At 67.8% G+C, this 21,457-nt stretch carries 15 protein-coding genes and 1 other RNA gene; 5 read left to right on the top strand and 11 right to left on the bottom strand.

Features of this window, described 5'->3' with window-relative positions:
* Positions 1-36: 36 nt before the first annotated feature.
* Together mraZ and rnpB are read right to left on the bottom strand one after the other, a co-directional pair.
* Positions 37-483, bottom strand: coding sequence for a division/cell wall cluster transcriptional repressor MraZ (gene mraZ / locus AB8808_RS03345; protein ID WP_036137675.1), 447 nt, complete (start codon positions 481-483; stop codon positions 37-39).
* Between the two features lie 337 nt (positions 484-820).
* An RNA gene (gene rnpB, locus AB8808_RS03340) (RNase P RNA component class A) lies at positions 821-1,187 on the bottom strand.
* A 975-nt stretch (positions 1,188-2,162) separates the two neighbouring features.
* On the opposite strand from rnpB, the gene rsmI reads away from it, so the two are divergent.
* The 3 genes from rsmI to AB8808_RS03325 all read left to right on the top strand — a co-directional run bounded on the left by rsmI (position 2,163) and on the right by AB8808_RS03325 (position 5,296).
* Positions 2,163-2,990 (top strand): 16S rRNA (cytidine(1402)-2'-O)-methyltransferase, encoded by an 828-nt coding sequence (gene rsmI / locus AB8808_RS03335; RefSeq protein WP_369926735.1) that lies wholly within the window; start codon positions 2,163-2,165, stop codon positions 2,988-2,990.
* A 100-nt stretch (positions 2,991-3,090) separates the two neighbouring features.
* Complete coding sequence (locus AB8808_RS03330; RefSeq protein ID WP_369926733.1) at positions 3,091-4,893, top strand: penicillin-binding protein activator; 1,803 nt, start codon at positions 3,091-3,093, stop codon at positions 4,891-4,893.
* 28 nt (positions 4,894-4,921) lie between these two features.
* Positions 4,922-5,296, top strand: a complete 375-nt coding sequence (locus AB8808_RS03325; RefSeq protein WP_369926731.1) for a YraN family protein — start codon at positions 4,922-4,924, stop codon at positions 5,294-5,296.
* 330 nt (positions 5,297-5,626) lie between these two features.
* On the opposite strand, the gene AB8808_RS03320 is transcribed toward AB8808_RS03325, so the two are convergent.
* From AB8808_RS03320 to AB8808_RS03310, 3 genes are all read right to left on the bottom strand, one after another.
* Positions 5,627-6,298, bottom strand: a complete 672-nt coding sequence (locus tag AB8808_RS03320; protein WP_369926729.1) for an HAD family hydrolase — start codon at positions 6,296-6,298, stop codon at positions 5,627-5,629.
* A gap of 74 nt (positions 6,299-6,372) precedes the next feature.
* The gene (locus AB8808_RS03315; protein WP_369926727.1) at positions 6,373-9,114 is read right to left on the bottom strand and encodes a putative bifunctional diguanylate cyclase/phosphodiesterase; all 2,742 of its coding nucleotides are present in this window, start codon (positions 9,112-9,114) and stop codon (positions 6,373-6,375) included.
* Between the two features lie 58 nt (positions 9,115-9,172).
* Positions 9,173-9,949, bottom strand: a complete 777-nt coding sequence (locus AB8808_RS03310) for an iron-containing redox enzyme family protein (protein ID WP_369926725.1) — start codon at positions 9,947-9,949, stop codon at positions 9,173-9,175.
* 225 nt (positions 9,950-10,174) lie between these two features.
* Here AB8808_RS03310 and AB8808_RS03305 point away from each other — a divergent pair, with 225 nt between their 5' ends.
* Positions 10,175-12,226: a M13 family metallopeptidase gene (locus AB8808_RS03305; RefSeq protein ID WP_369926723.1), complete on the top strand. Its 2,052-nt coding sequence runs from the start codon at positions 10,175-10,177 to the stop codon at positions 12,224-12,226.
* A gap of 111 nt (positions 12,227-12,337) precedes the next feature.
* Here AB8808_RS03305 and AB8808_RS03300 read toward each other — a convergent pair whose 3' ends face one another.
* The 5 genes from AB8808_RS03300 to AB8808_RS03280 are packed head-to-tail and all read right to left on the bottom strand — an operon-like array spanning position 12,338 to position 18,672.
* Positions 12,338-13,072: an ABC transporter permease gene (locus tag AB8808_RS03300; protein ID WP_369926721.1), complete on the bottom strand. Its 735-nt coding sequence runs from the start codon at positions 13,070-13,072 to the stop codon at positions 12,338-12,340.
* Positions 13,069-13,998: an ABC transporter ATP-binding protein gene (locus AB8808_RS03295; RefSeq protein WP_369926719.1), complete on the bottom strand. Its 930-nt coding sequence runs from the start codon at positions 13,996-13,998 to the stop codon at positions 13,069-13,071. Before AB8808_RS03295 ends, AB8808_RS03300 begins: the two co-directional genes overlap by 4 nt.
* Positions 13,995-15,125, bottom strand: a complete 1,131-nt coding sequence (locus AB8808_RS03290) for an ABC transporter permease (protein WP_369926717.1) — start codon at positions 15,123-15,125, stop codon at positions 13,995-13,997. Before AB8808_RS03290 ends, AB8808_RS03295 begins: the two co-directional genes overlap by 4 nt.
* A complete protein-coding gene (locus AB8808_RS03285) occupies positions 15,122-16,066 on the bottom strand; it encodes a glycine betaine ABC transporter substrate-binding protein (RefSeq protein WP_369926715.1) in 945 nt (314 codons plus the stop codon). Before AB8808_RS03285 ends, AB8808_RS03290 begins: the two co-directional genes overlap by 4 nt.
* Positions 16,067-16,068: 2 nt before the next feature.
* A complete protein-coding gene (locus tag AB8808_RS03280; RefSeq protein WP_369926713.1) occupies positions 16,069-18,672 on the bottom strand; it encodes a glycoside hydrolase family 31 protein in 2,604 nt (867 codons plus the stop codon).
* Between the two features lie 154 nt (positions 18,673-18,826).
* Between AB8808_RS03280 and AB8808_RS03275 the strand changes: the two genes are divergently transcribed.
* Positions 18,827-19,081 carry a CsbD family protein gene (locus AB8808_RS03275; protein WP_036137703.1) on the top strand — a complete coding sequence of 85 codons (255 nt, stop codon included), beginning with the start codon at positions 18,827-18,829 and terminating at the stop codon, positions 19,079-19,081.
* A gap of 1,033 nt (positions 19,082-20,114) precedes the next feature.
* On the opposite strand, the gene AB8808_RS03270 is transcribed toward AB8808_RS03275, so the two are convergent.
* On the bottom strand, positions 20,115-21,386 hold the full coding sequence (locus tag AB8808_RS03270) for a GGDEF domain-containing protein (protein ID WP_369926711.1): 1,272 nt from the start codon (positions 21,384-21,386) through the stop codon (positions 20,115-20,117).
* Positions 21,387-21,457 lie beyond the last annotated feature (71 nt).

Below are 21,457 nucleotides of genomic sequence, written 5' to 3'. Positions count from 1 at the left end.
CCCGCTCCCGTTCCACCAGCACCTCGAATTAGTTCGTCACAACCGCAGTTCCGCCATGTCGTCGCTGATGTCTTCTTCGCCGATGGTCTGGCGAATCTTCGCGAGGTGGGCCTGTTCGCTCCAAAGCTCGAACTTGTTGCCCATACCCAGCAGGACGGCTTTCTTCTCCAGCCCCGCCGCCGCCCGCTGACTGGATGGAAGGAGGATGCGTGCGGCCCCGTCGGGTTCGACGATGGACGCGGCACCCACCAGCTTCATCTGCAACGCGCGATGGACGGCCTTGACGCTGGGCAGCGCGTTGACCTGGTCGCGCACCTGTTCCCACTCCGCGTACGGAAAGATCCAGAGGCAACCGGCATCGAAGGGGTTGTAGGTGATCACCAGACGGTTCGCGCAGGCGTCGGCCACGAGATCCCGATACGAGGTCGGGATCGTCAGACGACCCTTGTCGTCGATCGTGATGGCTGTCTCACCTTGGAACATTGTCTGCTGGCCGCCCCACCGAAACCCACGATTTCACACTGGGGCCCACGATAGTCTCGGCACCTGAGACTGTCAAGGAAATTTTTCTTGTGAATCAAGGAGAAAGGGCAGGTTCATGACCAATTCCAGCCGTTTATGAGGAAGGGGCGGGAGGTGGTTGAATCATTGGAGTTTTTTGCGATTCACGTCGTGATTTACGGTGTGTGCGTCGCGTGAAATGGGCGGCGTGGCTGAACTCACGTTCACTCAACCCGGCCTCCACCGATGTGACGACGGCATTCACCCGTATTCCACACGCGAAAACGGCGCCGTCGCGAGACGGCGCCGTCACAAGAAGAGAAGGAGTCGGCCTGTAAGCCGGGTTCTGTACGTCTTGCGACGCGACAGTCATTCTTCTCGGCCTGGCGTCACCGCCAGGCTCCAGCAACCTACCCGGGGACGACGCGGGCAACGTCATAGTCCCCTTATTTGGTCTTGCTCCGGGTGGGGTTTACCGTGCCATGCGACGTTGTCCCCGCACGCGGTGCGCTCTTACCGCACCCTTTCACCCTTACCTGATCCCCTTGCGGGGCCATCGGCGGTCTGCTCTCTGTTGCACTGGCCGTCAGCTCACGCTGCCCAGGAATTACCTGGCACCCTGCCCTATGGAGCCCGGACTTTCCTCGATACGCCCGAAGGCGCGACGCGACTGTCCGGCCGACTCCATCTCGGATTGTACGGCATAACGCGATATCGGCGACGGGTTGGGTGTTGTGCTGGGGCTCGCCTTCGGCATCGTGTTCGGATTTGGGCCTTGGAGCAAGAGCCGGCGGGTAGCCCCCTCGGTGCCACGCCTGCGGCGACCCGCTGAGGAAGGGCCGCTGGCGCGGCCGTATTCTTATGGCCCTTCGGGCCCGGGTCGGGCTTCGCACAGGGGTTCTCGACTCGACATCCTGTCTCGCGAGAACGGCCGGCCGTCCTGGCCGGCCCCCTTCGGGCCTGATCTGTGCGAATCCCTCGCCTGCGGCTACCGGCACCGAGGGGGCTACCCGCCGACTCTTTCCAAGACTGAGGTGGGTTGTGACGCGAGCGGTCGCAGAGATGCGGGGTATGGCGTCGTCGCTTTGTTGGCTTTTCGCCCACATCGTGGGCTCCTACCACAGGGGTAGGACAGGTTGTGGCATATCCAACGCGTGATCTGCCGGCTTGGGGGTAGGAGCGCACGCATGTGCGCGAACCGTCAACGTACCTAAGGCAACCGATGCCATGAGCAACAGGCAGGCGAGCGTTCCCAGCAACGAAGCGAAACCCAGCTCTGCGCTCTCCCCACACGCAACCTCAGTGTCAGGAAGAGCCGGCGGGTGCCACCCTCGTGGCCGGTAGCCGCAGGCGAGGGATTCGAACGGACAAGGCCCGAAGGGGGCCGGCCAGGACGGCCGGCCGTTTTCGCGAGACAGGAAGTCGAGTCGAAAACCCCCGTTCGAAGCCCGACCCGGCCCGAAGGGCAATCAATAAACGGCCGCGCCAGCGGCCCTTCACTAGCGGGTCGCCGCAGGCGTGGTCACGAGGGTGGCACCCGCCGGCTCTTGCTCCAGCGCTCCAGCGCTCCACGGCTCCACGGCTCCACGGCTCCAGAGCATCAACGCCCATTCCCCCACATCCACTTCTACAATGCCCAGCCACGCCCACCGGATGCACCGATGACCCAACCACGCCCCGGCATGCTCCATGTCGTCGCCACCCCCATCGGTCACCGCGACGATATCGCCGCCCGCGCCATCGAGACGCTGCGGCGGGTGAAGGTCATCGCCGCGGAAGACACCCGGCACACCCGCCCGCTCTTGCAGCACCTCGGCATCGACACGCCACTGGTGGCCCTGCACGACCACAACGAGCGCACCGCCGTCGACGGCCTCGTCGAGCGCATGCGAGCCGGCGACGACGTGGCGCTGGTGTCCGATGCGGGCACGCCGCTGATCAGCGACCCGGGCTTCCGCCTGGTGCGTGCTGCCCGCGCGGCCGGACTCAAGGTCAGCCCCGTGCCCGGCCCCAGCGCCGTGATCGCCGCGCTGTCGGTGGCCGGCCTGCCGAGCGACCGCTTCGTCTTCGAGGGGTTTCTGTCGGCCAAAGCCGGGGCCCGGCGGGGGCGCCTCGCCGAGCTTGCCGGTGAGTCGCGCACGCTCATCTTCTACGAGTCGTCGCATCGCATCCTCGAATCCCTGGAAGACATGCGCGAGGCGTTCGGTGCCGACCGCGAGGCCGTCGTTGCACGCGAGCTCACCAAGATGTTCGAAACGGTGCTGGACGGCTCGCTGGCGGCGCTGGTCGAGCGCGTGGCGGCCGACCCGAACCAGCAGCGCGGCGAGTTCGTGGTGATGGTGGCCGGTCGCGAGACCGGCGACGACGAACGCCTGGCCGAGGGCCTGCGTGTCTTCGCCATCCTGAAGGACGAACTGCCGCCCGCCCGGGCAGCCAAGCTCGCCGCCGCCATCACCGGCGCGCCGCGCAAGGCGCTCTACGGGGCATAAGCTCCTTCCTGCCTCACGCCGGCCTCGCGGGGCGATGGGCTATGATCCGGTCGTTTCGGCGCCGTCAGGGGCCGACGTGACCATCAAGGAATCACTAGCGATGCGACCGATTCGTGCCTCGATCCTCGGCCTCCTTATCTGCGCCGGCCTGGCCGGCTGCGTAACCCAGGGCGGTGTCCAGCCACACGGTGCCGCCCCCTCGGGTGAGGCGACGCAGGCGGCGCAGGCCATGTACATCAAGGGCCAGTTCGACCAGGCCGCCCAGGCCTACCTTGCCCTGGCCGCGCAGGACGGCGATCGCCGCGATTACTACAAGCTGCTGGCCGCCGAGTCGTACCGCCAGGAAGGCGCGCTGGATCGGGCCGCCCCCATCGTGGCCGATATCCGTCGCCCGCGACTGGAAGGCGAAGACTCGCTGCGACTGGACGCGCTGCGCGCCGAGATCGCCCTGAAGAACAACGATCCGGCCACGGCGCTGTCGCTGACCGGCAAGCCCGCCTCCCGCGTATCGCCCCAGGTGACGCAGCGGCTGGCCGAGCTTCGCGCGCGTGCGCAGGCCGCGTCGAACGACCCCTGGAGCGCGGCGCAGACCCGGGTGGAACTGGACGGTCAGTTGCGTGGCATCGACCGCGAGCAGAACCGCCAGCAGATCCTGGCCCTGCTTACCGGCCTGGGCGCGCAGCCGCTGGCCGACCGCAGCGCCGCCCTGTCCGCCAACGACCCCATGAAGCCGTGGGTGGTGGAAGCGCAGTCGCAGCTCGGCAGCGTGTCCCGCTCGCCGGCCGTGCTCGATCAGGCCGTGGGCACGGTCAGCGGCGACAAGGGCGTGAGGGAAGGCTATAAGGTGCCTGGCAAGGTCGCCCTGCTGCTGCCGCTCAGCGGCCCGCTCGCCGGTGCCGGCGCCGCCATCCGGGACGGCTTCTTCACCAACTACGTGGATGCCGGCCGCACCGGTGCCGCGCGACCGGAAGTCGCCGTGTACGACTCGGGCAACGACGCCGCGCATGCGGTGGCCGCGTACGACAAGGCCGTGGCCGAGGGTGCACGCTTCGTCGTCGGCCCGCTCAACCGCGATGGCGTGTCGGCCATCTTTGCCAAGGGTGCGTTGCCTGCGCCGATGCTCACGCTGAACTACCCGAACGACAACAAGAACCTGCCGCCGTCGGGCGCGAACGAGTTCGGCCTGATCCCGGAGACCGAAGGCGCGCAGGTGGCCGACCACATGGCGGACCGTGGCATGAAGACGGCTACCGTCATCGTGTCGACGGACGATTTCGCCCGTCGTGCCGGCAACGCCTTCAAGGCCGAGTGGCAAGCACGCGGCGGCACGCTGGCGGCCCAGATCACGCTCGACTCCGGCAGCATCGACTTTGCCTCGCAGCTGTCCGAGCCGGTCGGCCAGGACCCCGACACCAGCGGCGTCTTCATCAGCATGAAGCCGCCCCAGGCACGCCTGCTGATCCCGCAGCTGCGCCTGGCCAAGGACACCCTGCCTGTGTTCGCCACTTCCCATGTCTACGGTGGCAGCGACGATCCGACCGCGGATCGCGACCTGGAAGGCGTGGAATTCTGCGACGCGCCGTGGTTGTTCGACGCGCAACCGGGCCTCGCCCGGCGCAGCGAGTTGAGCAACGCCATTCCGGCGACGCGCGGCGTCACCGCTCGCCTGTTCGCCTTCGGCATGGACGCCTGGGGCCTGGTGCCCTACATCGACTGGATGCGCGGCCACCCGGGCAGCTACCTGCCGGGCGCGACGGGACAGCTGGTGGCGGACGAGTTCGGCAGGGTGCGGCGCGTACTCATCTGGGCGCGCTTCGCCGACGGCGTGGCCCGCCCGGTCGCGGGTAGCCTCGAGCTCGAAGCGCCGGCAACGGCTCCCAGCGTGGAAAGCGGCGGGGCCTGATCCCGCCGGCGCGAACCGGGAGGTTCGCGTGACCGCAACAACCAAGACCGCCACACCGCGCCGCGCCACCGGAGATCGTTTCGAGGGCGCGGCGTTGTCGTTTCTGCGCGCCAGCGGCCTGCGACTGGTACAGGCCAACTTCCTCTGCCGCCATGGCGAGATCGACCTCGTCATGCGCGAAGGTCCGACCCTGGTCTTCGTCGAGGTGCGCTACCGACGCGACGCCCGCTTCGGCGGCGCGGCGGCGTCGGTCACCGCCGCCAAGCGCCGCAAACTGATCAGCGCCGCGCACCTGTGGCTGGGCTGGCATCCGCACGACGCCCACCGCCCCTGTCGTTTCGATGTACTGGCCTTCGAAGGCGATACCGTGGAATGGATACGCGGCGCGTTCGATGCGGGGTGAAGGACATAGGGAGGTGGGGAGGTGGGGAGGTCGGTTCGTCGGTTCGTCGGTTCGTCGTTGTAGGAGCGCACGCACGTGCGCGAACCCTCAGCATATATAAGGCGAACGATGCCGTACTCATGCGGGATGCGGGCGGTTTGGGGCGTCTGACGAGCGCACGTCGGATGCACGGAAACGCTGGCTCGTTTAGACGTTTGGCTTCATTCGCCTTGGTTCGGAGCTGAGGGTTCGCGCACGTGCGTGCGCTCCTACCCACCCACCTGCCTACCCACCCACCCCGCGCCGGATGCAACCCCCCGCTGGATGCAAGGTCATGGCGATCCTGGCGGGTCAGGTGGCGTGGGAAAACCTCTCAGCGGGCATCGAGGCAAGGTCGCCGATGGCGTCGATCGTGATGTCGGGCGGGGTGGCTTCGAGGTCGGCGCCGGCGGCGGCCGCGTAGTGGCCCTGCCTGACGAAGACGGTGGTGACCTTGTCGCCCATCCGCTCTTTCATGGCGACCAGGATGCGCGGCTTGTCGTCCACCATCACGTAATGGTCGGCCGGGTAGCGGCGTTGCAGGTCGTCGAGCATGTCCTCCTTGTGCACGTAGATCAGCACGTCGCCGCGGAAGGCATCCCACAAGCCGGCGCGGCGGATCTTTCGCGGCTGGAACACCGTGTCGCCGTCGGACATGATCACCGGCCGACCCATCGTGCGTACGTGATCCACGGCCTCGAGCGCACCGGTGAAGCGACGCGCGTCGAACGGGTAATCGAGCAGGAAGAAGGCGAGGTCCATGTATGGCGTGGCGCCGTCGTTGCCGCGCAGCCGCTGCAGCGCGCCCAGGTAATCCGCGTAGCCGACCTGGCTGCGGATCTCCTTGTCGATGGCGTTGTAGCGGTCGCGGCCGTCGACACCGACGGCTTGCTCGAGGCGCGCCGCGAGATCGGCGCCGAAGCGGTCGTTGTCGAGCAGCGTGTTATCGACGTCGAACAGGAAAACAAGGGAATCGTGGGGCACGGGGCATCCTTAGCGCGGGTACGTCGACCGTTGTACATGGGGCCCGGTCATGCCGATGCGAAGCCCCGGATCGATCATGCCCTGCGCGGCGGCACCAGTGACAGCCGTTTGCCACCGGCGGCCTTGTTCGGCGCCAGCAGTCGTTCGATCTCGTCGGGTGGCAACGGTCGCGAATAAAGGAACCCCTGCCCCTCCTGGCAGCCGGCACGCAGCAGGAATTCGTGCTGAGCCTCGGTCTCGATGCCTTCGGCGATGGTATGCAGGTCGAGGCTGCGTGCGATGGCCACCATCGCCTCGGTGATCGCCACATCGTTGCTGTTGTCCGGCAGGCCGGTGACGAACGAGCGATCGATCTTGAGGTAAGCGACGGCAGGCAGCTTGAGGTAAGCCAGCGACGAATAGCCGGTGCCGAAGTCGTCGATGGCCACGCCCACGCCCAGGTTGTGCAACGACTGCATCGAGCGCTCGGTGTCTTCGCCCAGGCGCAGGATCGCGCTTTCGGTCAGTTCCACCAGCAGGCGCTCCGGCGCGATGCCGGCCGTGCGCAGTGCCTCGCTCACGGCGGGCAGGAAGTCCGGATGACCGAAGGAACTTGCCGACACGTTCACCGCCATGCGCAGCGACGGCAGATGGGCATCGTCCCAACGCTTCAGCTGCGCGCACGCGGCACCCAGTACCCACTGGTCGATCTGGCGGATCAGGCCCAGGCTTTCCGCGATGGGAATGAACTCGTCCGGCGGCACGTTGCCACGATCGGGGTGGCGCCAGCGGATAAGGGCTTCCACCGCCACGATGCGCCCGGTTTTCATTTCCACGCTGGGCTGGAACACCAGCACGAACTCCTTGCGTGACAGCGCCTGGCGCAGCTCGGACGCCAGCTTCAGGCGGCGCCGCGCATCGGCGTGCATCTTCGGCGTGTAGAACCGCAGCGCGTTGCGCTCCTCGGTCTTGGCCACGTACATGGCCGCGTCGGCATGCGCGATCAGCGTGACCGCGTCGTTGCCGTCCAGCGGATAGCCCGCGATACCGATGCTGGCGCTGACGAACAGCTCGTAGTCGCCCAGGTCGAACGGCCGGGCCAGCGCGGCAAGGATCGCCTCGGCCACGGTGAGGGCCTCCTCGCGCGAGCGCAGGTCGGCGAGCAGCACGGTGAACTCGTCGCCGCCGATGCGGCCGGCGACATCGAGCGGCGCGAGCTGGGCGCGGATGCGCTCGGCCACGCGCATCAGCAGGGCGTCGCCGGTGGCATGGCTGTAGCTGTCGTTGACCACCTTGAAGGCGTCCAGGTCGACGAACAGGACGGCGACCGCCCCGCGCTGATGGGCGGCGCGCGTGATGGCCTCGGCGCAGCGTCGTTCGAATTCCGAGCGGGTGGCCAGGCCAGTCAGCGGGTCGTGGCTGGCCATGTGCTGCAGGCGCTGGCGGTCGGCCTTGCGCGCGGTGATGTCCGACACGACGGCCACGTAGTGCTGCGGACGCCCCTCGCTGTCGCGGATGGTGCTGATGCTGAGCAGTTCCGGATAAGTGGTGCCGTCGGCACGCCGGCTCTCCACCTCGCCCAGCCAGTTGTCGCCCGCCGCGATGTCGTCCCACAGGCTCTGCGGCAGCGGACGGCCGTCGGGCAGGCTGCGGGTGGCGTCGAAGCGCGTGCGTCGCAACACCTGCAGGGGAATGCCGGTGAGCTTGGTGTGGGCCGCGTTGGCCGTGGTCACCCGGCGGTCGGCATCGGCGATGATGACGCCCTCGGCGATGCTGGCCAGGGCTTCGGAGGCGATCTTGCGCTCCTGCTCCATGGCCACCCGGTCGGAAATGTCGCGCACGATGGCCTGCGACACCTGGCGCGAGCCCCACACCACCAGGCTGCTCTGGGTTTCCACCGGGCGTACGCTGCCGTCGGCGTTGCGCAGCGAGCCCACGCCGGCATACACCGAGCCCTCGACGAACAGGCTGGCCAGCCGGAGACCGATCAGCTCCCCAGGCTGGCAGCTAGCCCAGGCGGCGGCGCGATGGTTGGCGTCCAGGATGCACCCGGTCGCCTCGTCCACCATATAGATCGCATCCGCGGCGCTGTCGAACAGCAGGCTGTAGCGCTCCTCGGTGCCACGGATGCCGGCGAGTATCCGCTGGGCCATGCGCAGCCACAGCAGCGACGCCAGGGCCGCCACGCCCAGCACCGTGAAGAACAACACGCGCCCCAGCCAGGAAGCCCCGTTGGCGATATCGAGCGAGAACGCCTTGGCGCGCGGTTCGATATAGGTGTTGAGCGCGGCGATGCGACGGCGCTCTTCATCCAGCAGGCCCTGCGCCGGCGTACCGGTGCTGTACGCGTACTCCAGCCGTTGGGCGATCCGGTCGATCTCGGCCAGGCTGGCGTCGACGGAGCGCCACTGGGCGATGGCTTCGCGGACATAGGGCATGCCGTCGAAGTAACGAAAGATGAAGACCATGCCGGGAATGGCCTCGGGGATAACACCGCCCCGGGCGAAGCCCTCTTCCACGGCTTGCTTGCTATAACGGCCGCTGGCGATGGCATCGCGGGAACCGCGGTCGGCCATGAGCACGGCAAAGTTGCGGCGGAAGTCGGCCAGGTCGCCCGGCCGGCCATGCGCGGCATATTCGTCCAGGTCGATCACCGCCTGTTTCTGCGCCTTGGCCCAAAGACTCTCGCCGTTGAGAAAACCGGCGAGAGTCACCTGGGTCTGCAGGGCAACCCACGTCAACGCGAGAACGAGGCCCACGACAGCCACGAGCGCATAGGCCAGCGGCCTGAGGCGCCTCGACAGCGGTTGGGGGTGAATGGCCTCTACACGACGCATCGCTTCCTCAGGTCTCGCACTAACGTGATATTGCGCCATAAGACGCCCAACATGCGAGTTACGCGGCAACCACGTTCGACGTGCGAACCGGGGCTGCGGCATCCATGCAACGGTCGAGCGTGATGCTCATGCCGACGTAACTGCGACTCACACATTCCCTGATGTGCTCGATCCGGTCCACCGGCGGGTTCGATCCCAGCAGGGTACAGACGATCTCCAGCGCTTCCCATGGATGGGTATCGTCATACGCCGCGTGAAGCTGAAGCCAACGCAGGCCGGCTTTACGGCCCGAAATCGGCAGGCTCTCCGCGTAGGCCTGGCTGTCGTAGATGATCTGCGACCAGTCCCCGGTCGCCCCTTCCACGGCATAGTTGGTGGCCGCGATGCCCGCGGCGAGGGAATCGTCCCGGCTGACCTCTTCGCACCAGTTGGCCAGCACCTGGCTGCCCTTGGGCGGCTCGGCGGTCAGGACGTCCTGGCGCGACACGCCAGCGGACTCGGCCCAGTTGAGCCAGTACTCGGCGTGGTTCTGCTCCACGCGGATGTTGCGCACCAGCCACCGGCGGGCCAGGTCGTCGCCCGGGCTGCGGCCGTACCGTGTCTTGAGCAGGCTGTGCGACATGTAACCCGGAAACCGCTCGATGACCGGCCACACGCCGACCATGAAGTTGCGCGTGGTCACCGGATCGAGCGTCGCCGTCTTCATCGCTTCCCACATGTCGTGGCGGACGAGTTGTCGTCGGGCATCTTCACAAGAGGACACCATGTCCTGGGTCCAGGTGGGATAGCTTGCGATGTCGGTCTGTGGACCCGTGAGTTCGAAACGTGCGTTCATGATGGATCTCCCTAAAGATCTGCTAGCACTGGAAGGTCCGGACAAGCCGGGGGTGACCCGCGGCCGGCCCGTGCCGACCCCCTTGCGGGGCCGGACGATCATTAGGGCATATCCCCCGCGGGGCTTTCCTGCGAGGCGGCCGCCACCGCCCTGGCCCATCGGTCATGCACACATCGCACGGTTCCCGGTTTATGGTGGGCGCCCTTTCCTTCGTAGGACTCGTCCATGGCAAATCTCCACCGGATTCTCGCGACCGCTATTTCCTGCGGCCTCGCTTCCGCCGCGGCGATGGCCGCGCAACCCGTGGGCGTCGATCTGAAGGGCATGGACCGCTCGGTGCAGCCCGGCGACGACTTCGACGGCTTCGCCAACGGCAACTGGCGCAAGACCGCGCAGATTCCGGCCGACCGTGCCAGCACCGGCGTGTTCCTCGAAGTGTTCGAAAAGGCCGAGAAACGCAACGCCGAACTGATCAAGGCCGCGGGCGAAGGCCATCCGGCGGCCGGCAGCAACCAGCGCCTGATCGCCGACTACTACAAGGCCTACATGGACCAGGCGGCGATCGAGCAAGCCGGCCTGGCCCCGCTCAAGCCGGCGCTGGACGCGATCGATGCGATCGGGGACAAGGCCGCCCTGTCCACGGCCCTGGGCGCCCAGCTGCGCGCCGACGTCGATCCGATCAATGCGACCAACCTCGACACGGGCCACCTGCTGGGCCTGTTCGTCGCCCAGGGCCTCGAAGATCCGACGCGCAACATGCCCTACCTGCTGCAGGGCGGCCTGGGCATGCCCAATCGCGACTACTACCTGAAAACCGACAAGGACATGGTCGAGACGCGTGGCAAGTACGCCGCCTACGTCGAGGCCGTGCTGAAGCAGTCCGGCACGCCCGACGCCGCCGCCAAGGCCAAGGCCGTCATGGCCCTGGAAACGAAGATCGCGCAGGCGCAGGAATCCATCGTGGACAGCGAGGACATCCACAAGGCGAACAATCCGTGGCCGCGCACCGCCTTCGCCAGCAAGGCGCCCGGCATCGACTGGAACGCGTATTTCAAGGCGGCCGCGCTCGACGACCAGCCGACTTTCATCGTCTGGCAGCCCGGTACGGTGACGAAGTTCGCCGCGCTGGTCGCCAGTGAGCCGCTGGACACCTGGAAGGCATGGCTGCGCTTCCACACCCTCAACGAGAACGCGTCCGGCCTGCTGCCCAGGGCCTACGACGACCTCGCCTTCGGCTTCTACGGCAAGGTGCTCACGGGCACGCCGCAGCAGCGCGAGCGCTGGAAGCGTGGCATCGGCCGCGTCGACACCGACCTGGGCGATGCCGTGGGCCAGATCTACGTGAAGCAGTACTTCCCGGCGTCGTCGCGCAGTGAAGTGCAGGACATGGTGAAGAACATCCTGAAGGCGTTCGATGCACGCGTCGACACGCTCGCCTGGATGTCGCCGGCCACCCGGCAGAAGGCCAAGGCCAAGATCGCCACCATCAAGGTCGGCGTGGGCTACCCGGACACCTGGCGCGATTACTCGACGCTGGAGATTCGTCCGGACGACGCGCTGGGCAACCACCAGCGCGCCGAACTGGCCGAGTACCGGCATCAGGTCGCCAAGCTGGGCAAGCCGGTGGACCGCGACGAATGGTGGATGACGCCGCAGACGGTCAACGCCGTGAACCTGCCGCTGCAGAACGCGCTCAACTTCCCGGCCGCCATCCTGGAGGCACCGTTCTTCGACCCGAAGGCCGACCCCGCGTCCAACTACGGATCGATCGGCGCGGTGATCGGGCACGAGATCAGCCACAGCTTCGACAACACCGGCGCCGAGTTCGACGCGCAGGGCCGCCTGGCCAACTGGTGGACCGACGCCGACCAGAAGCACTTCAAGGATGCGGGCCAGCGCCTGGTCGAACAGTTCAACGCGTACGAACCGCTGCCCGGCCTGCACATCAACGGCCAGCAGACCCTGGGTGAAAACATCGCCGATCTTTCCGGACTCACCATCGCCTATGCCGCCTACAAGGAAAGCCTCCACGGCAAGCCGGCCCCGGTGATCGACGGCCTGGACGGCGACCAGCGCTTCTTCCTCGCCTTCGCGCAATCGTGGCGCAGCAAGACCCGCGACGCGGCGATGCGGGCCCAGGTGATCGGCGATGGCCACGCCCCCGGCGAGTTCCGCGCGCAGACGGTGCGCAACCTCGACCCCTGGTACGACGCATTCAAGGCAAAGCCCGGGCAGAAGCTGTACCTCGACCCGACGCAACGCGTCAAAATCTGGTAAGCGACCGCCGCCGGCGTCCCAGGGCGCCGGCGGTGGCACCACGACAACGCCCTGCACAACGGCAACGTGCTGAACAACGACAACGCCATGTAGGAGCGCGCGTGCGCGCTCCTACATGATGCGGTCGGGTGTTGGGGCGGGGCGGGTGAGGCGCCGCTCCAGGTATTGCAGCGCACCGTCCAGGGTCAGTGCCAGCGCACCGACCAGCAGGGCGCCCTGGATCACGTAGGCGGTGTTGTTGCCGACCAGCCCCTCGACGATGGGCGAGCCCAGCGTCGTGGCGCCGACGGTCGACCCGATGGTCGCCGTTCCCACGCCGACGATGGCCGACAGACGTACGCCGGCCATGATCGGCCCCATGGCCAGCGGCAGTTCGATCTCCCGCAGGCGACGCCAGCGGCCGTAACCCATGCCGTCGGCGGCATGCAGCGCAGCCGCGGGTACATTGTCCAGGCCCGCGACGGTCTGTCCGAGCACCGGAATCACGCCGTACAACGCCAGGGCCAGCAAGGTGGGCGCCGATCCAAAGCCCAGCAGCGGCACGGCGATGGCCAGCACCGCCACCGGCGGAAACGTCTGCCCGATCACCGCCACCGCACGTACCGTGGGTAGCAGCGAACGACCCATCGGACGCGTCACCAGCACACCGAGGCTCAGCCCGGCGATTGCCGCGACCGCGGTGGCGGCGAGCACCAGGGCCACGTGGGAAAGTGTCAGCACGGCGAACGACGTGCGCACGTACACCGGATGACTCAGCGCCGGCCATGCCGCGTGAAACAACGGCGCCGCGTGCGGCAGCACCAGCACCAACGCCAGCAGGACCGCGGCGGGCAACAGCACCCTCACGGAAGCGGTGCCACGAGATCGCCCAGGCGCACCACACCCACCCGCCGGCCACCCTCGTCCACAGGCAGGCAGTCACGCCCCTGCGTGAGCATCGCCGCCAGCGCGTCCTGCAGCGATATACCGATATCCAGCGCGTCGCCGTCGGCTTGCTCGCCGACGCGGAGCACCTCGCGCACCGAACGCACGGCCAGCTCACGCAGGCGCACCCGCGCGCCGCCGACGAACGTGCGCACGCGCTCGTCCGCCGGCTCGCGGATCAATTGCAACGGCGTGCCGACCTGGGCCAGCCTGCCCTCCAGCATCAGGCCGATCCGGTCGCCGAGGCCGAACGCCTCGTCCATGTCGTGCGTCACGAACAGCAACGTGGTGCCGCTGTCGCGCTGTATCGCCTTGAGGCTGCGTTGCAGGGATTCGCGCGTGAGCGGATCGAGTGCGCCGAACGGCTCGTCCATCAACACGACGGGGGGTCGCGCGGCCAGGGCACGTGCCACGCCCACACGCTGCTGCTGCCCACCGGACAGCGTATCGGGATAACGATCGATCATGCCGGGTTCGTCCAGGTGCAGCAGGTCGATCAGTTCGCCGACGCGCGCACGTATGTCGGCATCGCTCCAACCGAGCAGACGCGGCACGGTGGCGATGTTTTCGCCCACGGTGCGATGGGGGAACAGGCCGACCGACTGGATGGCGTATCCGATGCCCCGGCGCAGCGTCTCGGCATCGACCGTCGTCACATCCTTGCCGTCCACGCGCACCGTGCCGTTGTCTACGTGTTCCAGCCGGTTGACCGTGCGCAGCAGCGTGGACTTGCCCGAACCCGATGGCCCGACCAGGACGAAGAACTCGCCCGCCTCGATACGCAGCGAGAGATCGTCGATGACCACCTGCGTACCGTACGACGTGCGAACGTGCTCGAACTCGATCATGCGGGGCGCTCCGTCAGCACGAGCAACGATTGGAAGAAAAGGTCGACCGCCAGCGCCAGCGCGATGATGGCCAGGGTACCCAGCAGCACCATGTCCGTCGCACCCTGGCCGATGCCGAGGAAAACGAAACGACCCAGCCCGCCCGCGCCGATCAGGGCAGCGACCGTCGCCAGTCCCACGGTCTGCACCGCCACGATGCGCAAGCCGGCCAGCAGCACGGGCCAGCCCAGCGGCAATTGCACACGCAGCAGCACCTGCCGCCGGGTCATGCCCAGGCCGCGCGCCGCCTCGCGCGTATCCGCCGCCGTGGCGTCCAGTCCGGCCACGGTGTAGCGGACCACCGGCAACAGCGCATACAGCACCAGCGCGAAGACCGCGGGTGCGGCCCCCGTACCGCCGAAACCCAGCGCGCCCAGCGCGGGCCACCTGCCGGCCAGCCACGCGAACGGCCCGATCAACAAGGCGAACAAAGCCAGCGAGGGCACCGTCTGCAGGAACGCCAGCACACCGACCAGCGCCCCGTCGGTACGCCGCGTTCGCCATGCCCACCAGCCCAGCGGCGCACCGATCGGCAGCGCTATCGCCAGCGTGGCGGCCGCGAGCAGCACATGCGTCAGCAAGGCGTCGGCGAACGGCGCGCGTTGTGCCGCGTATTCGCGCAGCAACGCCAGACTATCGAACGTCCCGGCCATCGCCATACCGGCCAGCGCCGCTGGCACGCCGACCCAGGCAAGCACGCGTATCGGCCGGGGCATCGCGGACAGCCGGTCCAGCAACAGCAAGGCCGCTGCCAGCCACATCACCCAGAACCCGGTGCCCAGCTGGATACGCGTACCGGTCGCGGCGCCCTCCAGCAGGGCCCGCGCGTCCATGCCGGCCAGCAGCGGCAAACCGACCACGCCGGCCCACGCCAATACCGCGGTGATGAACGCACGACCCCGCACGCGCACCGTGCCCAGCGCGCCCGCCAGCAGCCATACCGTCGCCAGCACCCACACGTGCGGACTGGCCGCGGGACCGCTGAGGAGGCGGTTCGGCGCCACGTGCAGGAAGTCGGCGAACACGGCGGCAAGCGCTCCCGCTCCCGTCAGCACGATCACCGGCAACGCCGCACCCCGCAGCGTCACAACAGGCCCTGCGTGCGCAGGTAATCCGCTGCCACGGCCGATGCCTGCTCGCCATCGATCTGCGTGCGCGCGTTGAGCCGGCGCAACACCTCGACGGTCAGCGGCCTGAATGCGGCTTCCAGGGACGTTCGCATGGCGGGATAGCGCCTTAGCGTGGCATCGCGCACCACAGCGGCTGGTTGATAGACCATTTCCACGTGCTTGGGATCGTCGAGCACGACCAGCCCGGTGACGGCCAGTGCGCCGTCGGTGGAATAGACCATGCTGGCATTGACGCCGGAGGTTCCCTCGGCCGCGGCCTTGATCGTGGCGGACGTATCGCCGCCGGCCAGTACCAGCAACTGGTCACCACGCAGCGTAAACCCGTAGGCCGACTGGAACGCCGGGAGTGCCGCGTCGCTTTCCACGAACTCGGCCGATCCGGCAAGGTAGACGTCGCCACCCGCACGCACCCAGCGCGAGAAGTCGTCGAGCGTGCGCAGCCGCCGGGTGCGGGCGAGGTCGGCGCGCACGCCGATCGCCCAGTGATTGTCGGCCGGCGCGGGGCGCAGCCAGATCAGCTGGTTCGCCGCCGCATCCAGCGATGCGGCGAGGGCCCACGCCTGCGCCGCGTCACGAAAGGCCGGGTCGTTTTCCCGATGGAAGAAGAAGGCGGCGTTGCCGGTGTATTCCGGATAGACGTCCAGATCGCCGTTGAGCAGGGCCCGGCGCACGATCGAGGTGGGGCCCTGCTGCGTGCGATCGATGACGGGAATGCCCGCATGGCGCAGCACCTGCAGCACGATCTGGCCGAGTACCGCGCCTTCGTTGTCCGCCTTGGAACCCACCCGCACGGGCGGCTGCGGCTGCGCCTGGGCTTGCGCTTGCACAGCGAAAACGGCCGCGAAGGCCACCGCGCCCGAAAGCAACGACGACAGCCAAAGGCCGCGGCGAAGACGCACGCTCAGCGCTCCAGCACGTCGACGAAGCCGCGCTTGAGGGCATCGTCGATCGGCGTCGCCGCCACGCTCGCCGGCAGCGCCGCGTAGCGGGACTCGAACGCGGCCACCGCGGCCATGAAGCGATCGCCACGGCCGGCGTCGTCGCCCTGCTCCACCGCATAGGCCAGCACGCGAGATGCCTGGCTGGCCAGGTCCACCTCGTCGGGCAGCGCGGAGATGTCGCCCCATACCTGCTTGAGGTAGAGCACCGCATCGGCAGCACGCCGCATGCGTCGCAGCAGGCCCGACGTCGGCACATGCGCCGGACGGACACGCGCGATCACCTCGTGCGCCTCGTCCATGCTCACCGGGCCGAGATCGATCCGGATGCACAACCACGCCGTGTCGAACAGCCACGTGCCCTGCTTCGGCTGCGCACTGTAAGGCAGCACGCGCCCGTCCACCTCCACGCTGTCCGGCATGCCCGCATCCAGGAACTGCACGATGTAAGAGCGCACCGGATGCTTGCCCGGGAAGTCGCCTTCGCTGCGGGCGATGTGCAACCGGTGCGAGGTGGCATCCTTGCGGTTTTCCAAACGGATGCGCGAGCACTCGCCACGCCGGTAGCCCTGGCTCTCGCCGTCGTCGTCGTAAAGTTCGGTGTGGCCCTCGGCGCCCGGGAACACCTGCAGGATCAGCTCATCCGGCACCTTGGCCAGGTCGCGCATGCCTTCCGGGTACAGCGGAACGACACTCCCGTGGCGAACGAACACCGGCGTTTCCTCCAGGGTGTAGCACTGCGCCAGCACGCGGCCACCCTCGAAAACGTCGGCGCCGTCACGGCTGTACCACCGACCCGGCGGCAACCAGACCGGAAACGGCGCGGTGCCGTCGGCGCCTACGGGCACCGTCACCGGCGCCACCAGCAGGTCGTTGCCGAACATGTATTGCGAGGGGTGCGTGTACGCCTCGTCGTGCTCGGGCCAGTGGTAATACATCGGCCGCACGATGGACAGGCCCGTCTCGTAGGCCTGCCGCGCGGCTGCATAGATATACGGCGCCAACTGGTAACGCAGGCGGATGGCCGCAAAGATGGCATCGCCATAGGGCGGCCCGAAGTGCCACGGCTCCTTGTGCAGGCTGGCCTCCTTGGCCGAATGCGTGCGCAACACCGGGCTGAACACGCCCAGCTGCATCCAGCGCGCGTAGAGCTCCGGCTCCAGGTGCCGCTCCGGGCGCGGGATGTGCTTGTGGAAGGTGTGCCCGCCGATGTCGTGGCTCCAGTACCCATACAGCACGTTGGACGCCATGGCGGTGAAGTGCGGCTGGTAGGCCAACGAGGTCCAGGAGATCACACTGTCGCCGGAAAAACCGATCGGATAACGGTGGTTACCGAGGCCGCCCCAGCGATGGTAGATCAGCCCGCGCTGGTCGCCCTCGCGCTGCATCTGGGTAAAGAACACGTGGTTGAGCCACCAGGTGTTTGAAAGGCCCGGATGGGCTTTCGACTCGGGCCACTGCTGCCAGTCGAGCCACCAGAAGTCCACACCCTCCCGCTCCAGCGGGTGCAGCACCGTGTCGAACAGGGCGCGCATGTACGAACGCGACGTGCCCTCGAAGGGGATGGGCGCCTGCGTGGAGGTATCCCACGACAGCGCATCGGCCATCGCCTGGTACTTTTCCTCGTGCGGCATCACCCCCGAGGCCGGGTGCAGGTTGAGCGTCACGCGCAGCTTCTGGCCATGCGCCCACTGCATGAATGCGACTGGGTCCGGAAACAGGCTGCGGTTGAAGGTGTAGCCGGTCCATCCGGACTGTTCGCCGAAGACATCCTTTTCCTCGTGTCCCGGGCGCAACGACAGCCCGGGCGTGGTGTGCCAGTCCATGTCCAGCACCAGCACGTCGAGCGGAATGCGTTCCTTGACGAAGCGCGCACCCAGCGTACGCAGCTCCTGGTCCGAATAATTCCAGTAACGCGACCACCAGTAGCCGAACACGAACCGCGGCGGCATCGGCTGCGGCCCGGCGATCGCCGCGAAATCGGCCAGGGCCGCCGTGTAGTCGTGCCCGTAACCGAAGAAATACAGGTCCTGGCGCTCGCCGGACGGACGCGCCGTGACCCAGTCGTCGTCGTCCAGGCCGAAGCTTTCGGTATCGTCGACCACATGCCAGCCATCGCGGGCGAGCAGGCCCTCTTCCAGGGGCAAGGTGCTGCCGTCCTGCCAGGTGTCGCCGTCGTAACGGTCCAGCGTGCGGTACGTGCCACCCAGGTTGGCGGTCTGCATGTCGCCCGGATGCCAGACGACGTCCGCGTCGCCGTGCCCACGCAGGCGCACCGAGAGATTGCCGGCCTGGAAGCGCCCGCCGGCCTTGTCGTAGCGCAGGCTCAGGCGATCAGTGTCGATCTGGAGGGACGCGTCGTCCTCGGTCACCTGGAACGCCGGCACATCGAGGTCACGGTGCACGACCACCTGCGTACGGCCATCGCGGAACCGGCCCTCCGCACTCCACTCCAGTCGCAGCAACCGCGGCGTGAGGACAGTGAACCGGACAGGGCACCGGGTCACGACCGCCGCGGGCCTGGCGGCCGCGCCGGACGAGGATGGCTTGTCTTTTTTCGCTTCCATGGGCGGATGGACCCTTCGTCGAACCGGAAGTCCACGATTATGGCGCGTCGCCGCATGGACCCGGTGAATGAACGGAGTCGACGAGGTCTTGTCGCTTCGTGCACTTACGACAAGGCACTGTCGGCCCTCGTCCAACCCACCTGGAGCAAAAACCATGAACGAAGACCAGATCCGCGGCGCCGCCAACACTGTCGGCGGCCGTGTGCAGCGTGCCGCCGGCGCCCTCGTGGGCGACCACGGCATGGAAGGCGAAGGCGCCATCCGTGAGACGGCCGGCCGCGTCCAGGCCAAGGCCGGCGAAGCCGTCGACACCGTCCGCGATGCGGTTGCCCATCGCCCGCTCGGCGCGATCCTGAGCGGCTTCGGCGTCGGCATCCTCGTCGGCATGCTGCTCGCGCGCCGCGACTGATCGTTCGTCAGGTTTGTGCGAAGACAGCCGCGCGGGCGGCGGGGAGTTGCTCCCTGTCGCCTGCGCGGTTTTTTTGTTTTTGCGGGTTTGAAAGCTCGCCTTCGGCATCGCGTTGGGCCTTATTGCGTTGGAGCAAGAGCCGGCGGGTGCCACCCTCGTGGCCACGCCTGCGGCGACCCGTCAATGAAAGCCGCTCCGCGGCCATGTATTGATTGCCCTACGGGCCGCGTCGGGCTTCGAGCGGGGGTTTTCGACTCGACATCCCTGTCTCGCGAAAACGGCCGGCCGTCCTGGCCGGCCCCCTTCGGGCCTTTTCCGTTCGAATCCCTCGCCTGCGGCTACCGGCCACGAGGGTGGCACCCGCCGGCTCTTCCTGACACTGAGGTTGCGTGTGGGAAGAGCGAAGAGCCTGGTTTCGCTTCGTGGCTGGGAACGCTCGCTTGCCTGCTTTACATGGCATCGGTCGCCTTAGATACGTTGAGGGTTCGCGCACGTGCGTGCGCTCCTACCCCCCCCCCCAAGCCGGCGGATCACGCGTGGGATATGCCACAACCTGTCCTACCCCTAGGGTAGGAGCCCACGATGTGGGCGAAAAGCCAACGAAGCGCTGACGCCATACCCCGCACATCTGCGACCGCTCGCGTCACAACCCACCTCAGTGTCGGGAAGAGCCGGCGGGTAGCCCCCTCGGTGCCGGTAGCCGCAGGCGAGGGTTTCGCACAGATCAGGCCCGAAGGGGGCCGGCCAGGACGGCCGGCCGTTCTCGCGAGACAGGATGTCGAGTCGAGAACCCCTGTGCGAAGCCCGACCCGGGCCCGAAGGGCAATAGATATACGGCCGCGCCAGCGGCCCTTCCTTAGCGGGTCGCCGCAGGCGTGGCACCGAGGGGGCTACCCGCCGGCTCTTGCTCCACGGCACACGGCACACGGCACACGGCACACGGCACACGAAAACCTTATCGTGAAAAGATGTCGCGCACATCGTGCGCTCCTACAAACACGTGGTACATCGTGCGGCGTGCGCCAAAGCGGGATCAGCCTGCTTCGCAGCGATTGCGGCCTGCGCGTTTTGCCGAATACAGTGCCTGATCGGCGCGTTCGAACACCTCGGTGGTCGTGTCGTTCCGGCCGAAGCAGGCGACGCCGCCGGACATGGTAACGGTGACCGGCTTTCCGCTGGCATGGAACGCGAGTGAGGCCACTAGGGCGCACAGCGCCTTTGCAGCCTGGAGGGCGGCATCGCGTTCGATGCCGCTGAATACCACGACGAATTCCTCGCCGCCGTAACGCGCCACGAACGCCGCATCAGGGAGCTCGCGGGTCAGCGTCTGGCCCACGATACGCAGCACGGCGTCGCCGGCGGCGTGGCCCAGGCTGTCGTTGATCGTCTTGAAATGGTCGATGTCGAGCGCCGCCAGGCAGAGCGACGCGCCGGTTTCGCGCATCCGCGCCTGGGCCGCTTCGATGTGACGCTCGTAGGCCAGCCGGTTGGGCAGGCCGGTGAGCAGGTCGGTCAGCGCCAGCGCGTGCTCGCGGCGCAGCGAATCCTGCAGCGAGCTTGCCTGGGTTTCCAGCTCCTCGACACGGTCGCGCATGCGCTCGGCGCGGTCGCGGTAGGCGGCCATGCGGGCGTCCTCGCGGTCGCGGTACTCGCGGAAGTGCGTGTCGATCAGCGACAGGCGCGCATTGACCTCCGCCTGAAGGGCGCCAAGGTCTGTCGCGGTGAGGGTGCTTTCGCCCAGCGCGCGCATTTCCTCGCGCACCGTGGCATCCAGTTCGCGGCCGCCCGCGGTGGCTTCGCCATAGGCCAGTTCGGCGGCGAGGTAGCGGGTCATGTCGCCGAGACGCGAGCTGACCGCGGCCAGTAGGTCCTGCAGGCGGGCGATATCCGTGCGCAGCGACGCCACCACCTCACTGTCTTGCTGCAAGGGTGAGGGTGCTACGGCCTCGGTTGCCGCGACGGCGGGCGCAGCCGGCGCGGCGGCGACCACGGAGACGGCGGGCGCGGCCGGGGCATCGTCGTTCACCGCCGGCGGCAGGCGATCCAGCCCGGCCACGGCTTCCGACAAGGATTCCAGCAGCGTATCCAGCAGGGCGGGCTGGGGGGAGTCGCGCAGCGCCTCGTTCAGCCGGTCGAGCAGGCCGTCGATGTCGCTGCCTTGGCCCCGGGCAAGGGCGGCCAGGCGCACGGCGAGGCGGCGCAGGCCTTCCTCCAGCTCGCGGAAATCGCGCTCGTCGCGCTCCATCCTCTCCAGTGCGAGGTGGTATTTACGCTCCCAGATGTCCTGTTCCACACCCGTACCCATGATCCGGCTTCAGCCCCTTGGTGCCATGGAAGCATATCGGCCGGCCGGCGTGGGACTTGATCCCGACCCAT

Origin of the sequence: Xanthomonas sp. NCPPB 2632 (assembly GCF_041228075.2) — a bacterium.
GTDB lineage: Bacteria > Pseudomonadota > Gammaproteobacteria > Xanthomonadales > Rhodanobacteraceae > Luteibacter.
The sequence above is the reverse complement of the archived record's forward strand: the minus strand, read 5'-3'. Positions and strand labels throughout refer to the sequence as shown.

Bases quoted from the DNA above. Each gene is read 5' to 3' on its own strand.
- mraZ (WP_036137675.1), bottom strand. From the start codon at position 483: ATGTTCCAAGGTGAGACAGCCATCACGATCGACGACAAGGGTCGTCTG.
- rsmI (WP_369926735.1), top strand. From the start codon at position 2,163: ATGACCCAACCACGCCCCGGCATGCTCCATGTCGTCGCCACCCCCATC.
- AB8808_RS03330 (WP_369926733.1), top strand. From the start codon at position 3,091: ATGCGACCGATTCGTGCCTCGATCCTCGGCCTCCTTATCTGCGCCGGC.
- AB8808_RS03315 (WP_369926727.1), bottom strand. From the start codon at position 9,114: ATGCGTCGTGTAGAGGCCATTCACCCCCAACCGCTGTCGAGGCGCCTC.
- AB8808_RS03310 (WP_369926725.1), bottom strand. From the start codon at position 9,949: ATGAACGCACGTTTCGAACTCACGGGTCCACAGACCGACATCGCAAGC.
- AB8808_RS03305 (WP_369926723.1), top strand. From the start codon at position 10,175: ATGGCAAATCTCCACCGGATTCTCGCGACCGCTATTTCCTGCGGCCTC.
- AB8808_RS03295 (WP_369926719.1), bottom strand. From the start codon at position 13,998: ATGATCGAGTTCGAGCACGTTCGCACGTCGTACGGTACGCAGGTGGTC.
- AB8808_RS03280 (WP_369926713.1), bottom strand. From the start codon at position 18,672: ATGGAAGCGAAAAAAGACAAGCCATCCTCGTCCGGCGCGGCCGCCAGG.
- AB8808_RS03275 (WP_036137703.1), top strand. From the start codon at position 18,827: ATGAACGAAGACCAGATCCGCGGCGCCGCCAACACTGTCGGCGGCCGT.
- AB8808_RS03270 (WP_369926711.1), bottom strand. From the start codon at position 21,386: ATGGGTACGGGTGTGGAACAGGACATCTGGGAGCGTAAATACCACCTC.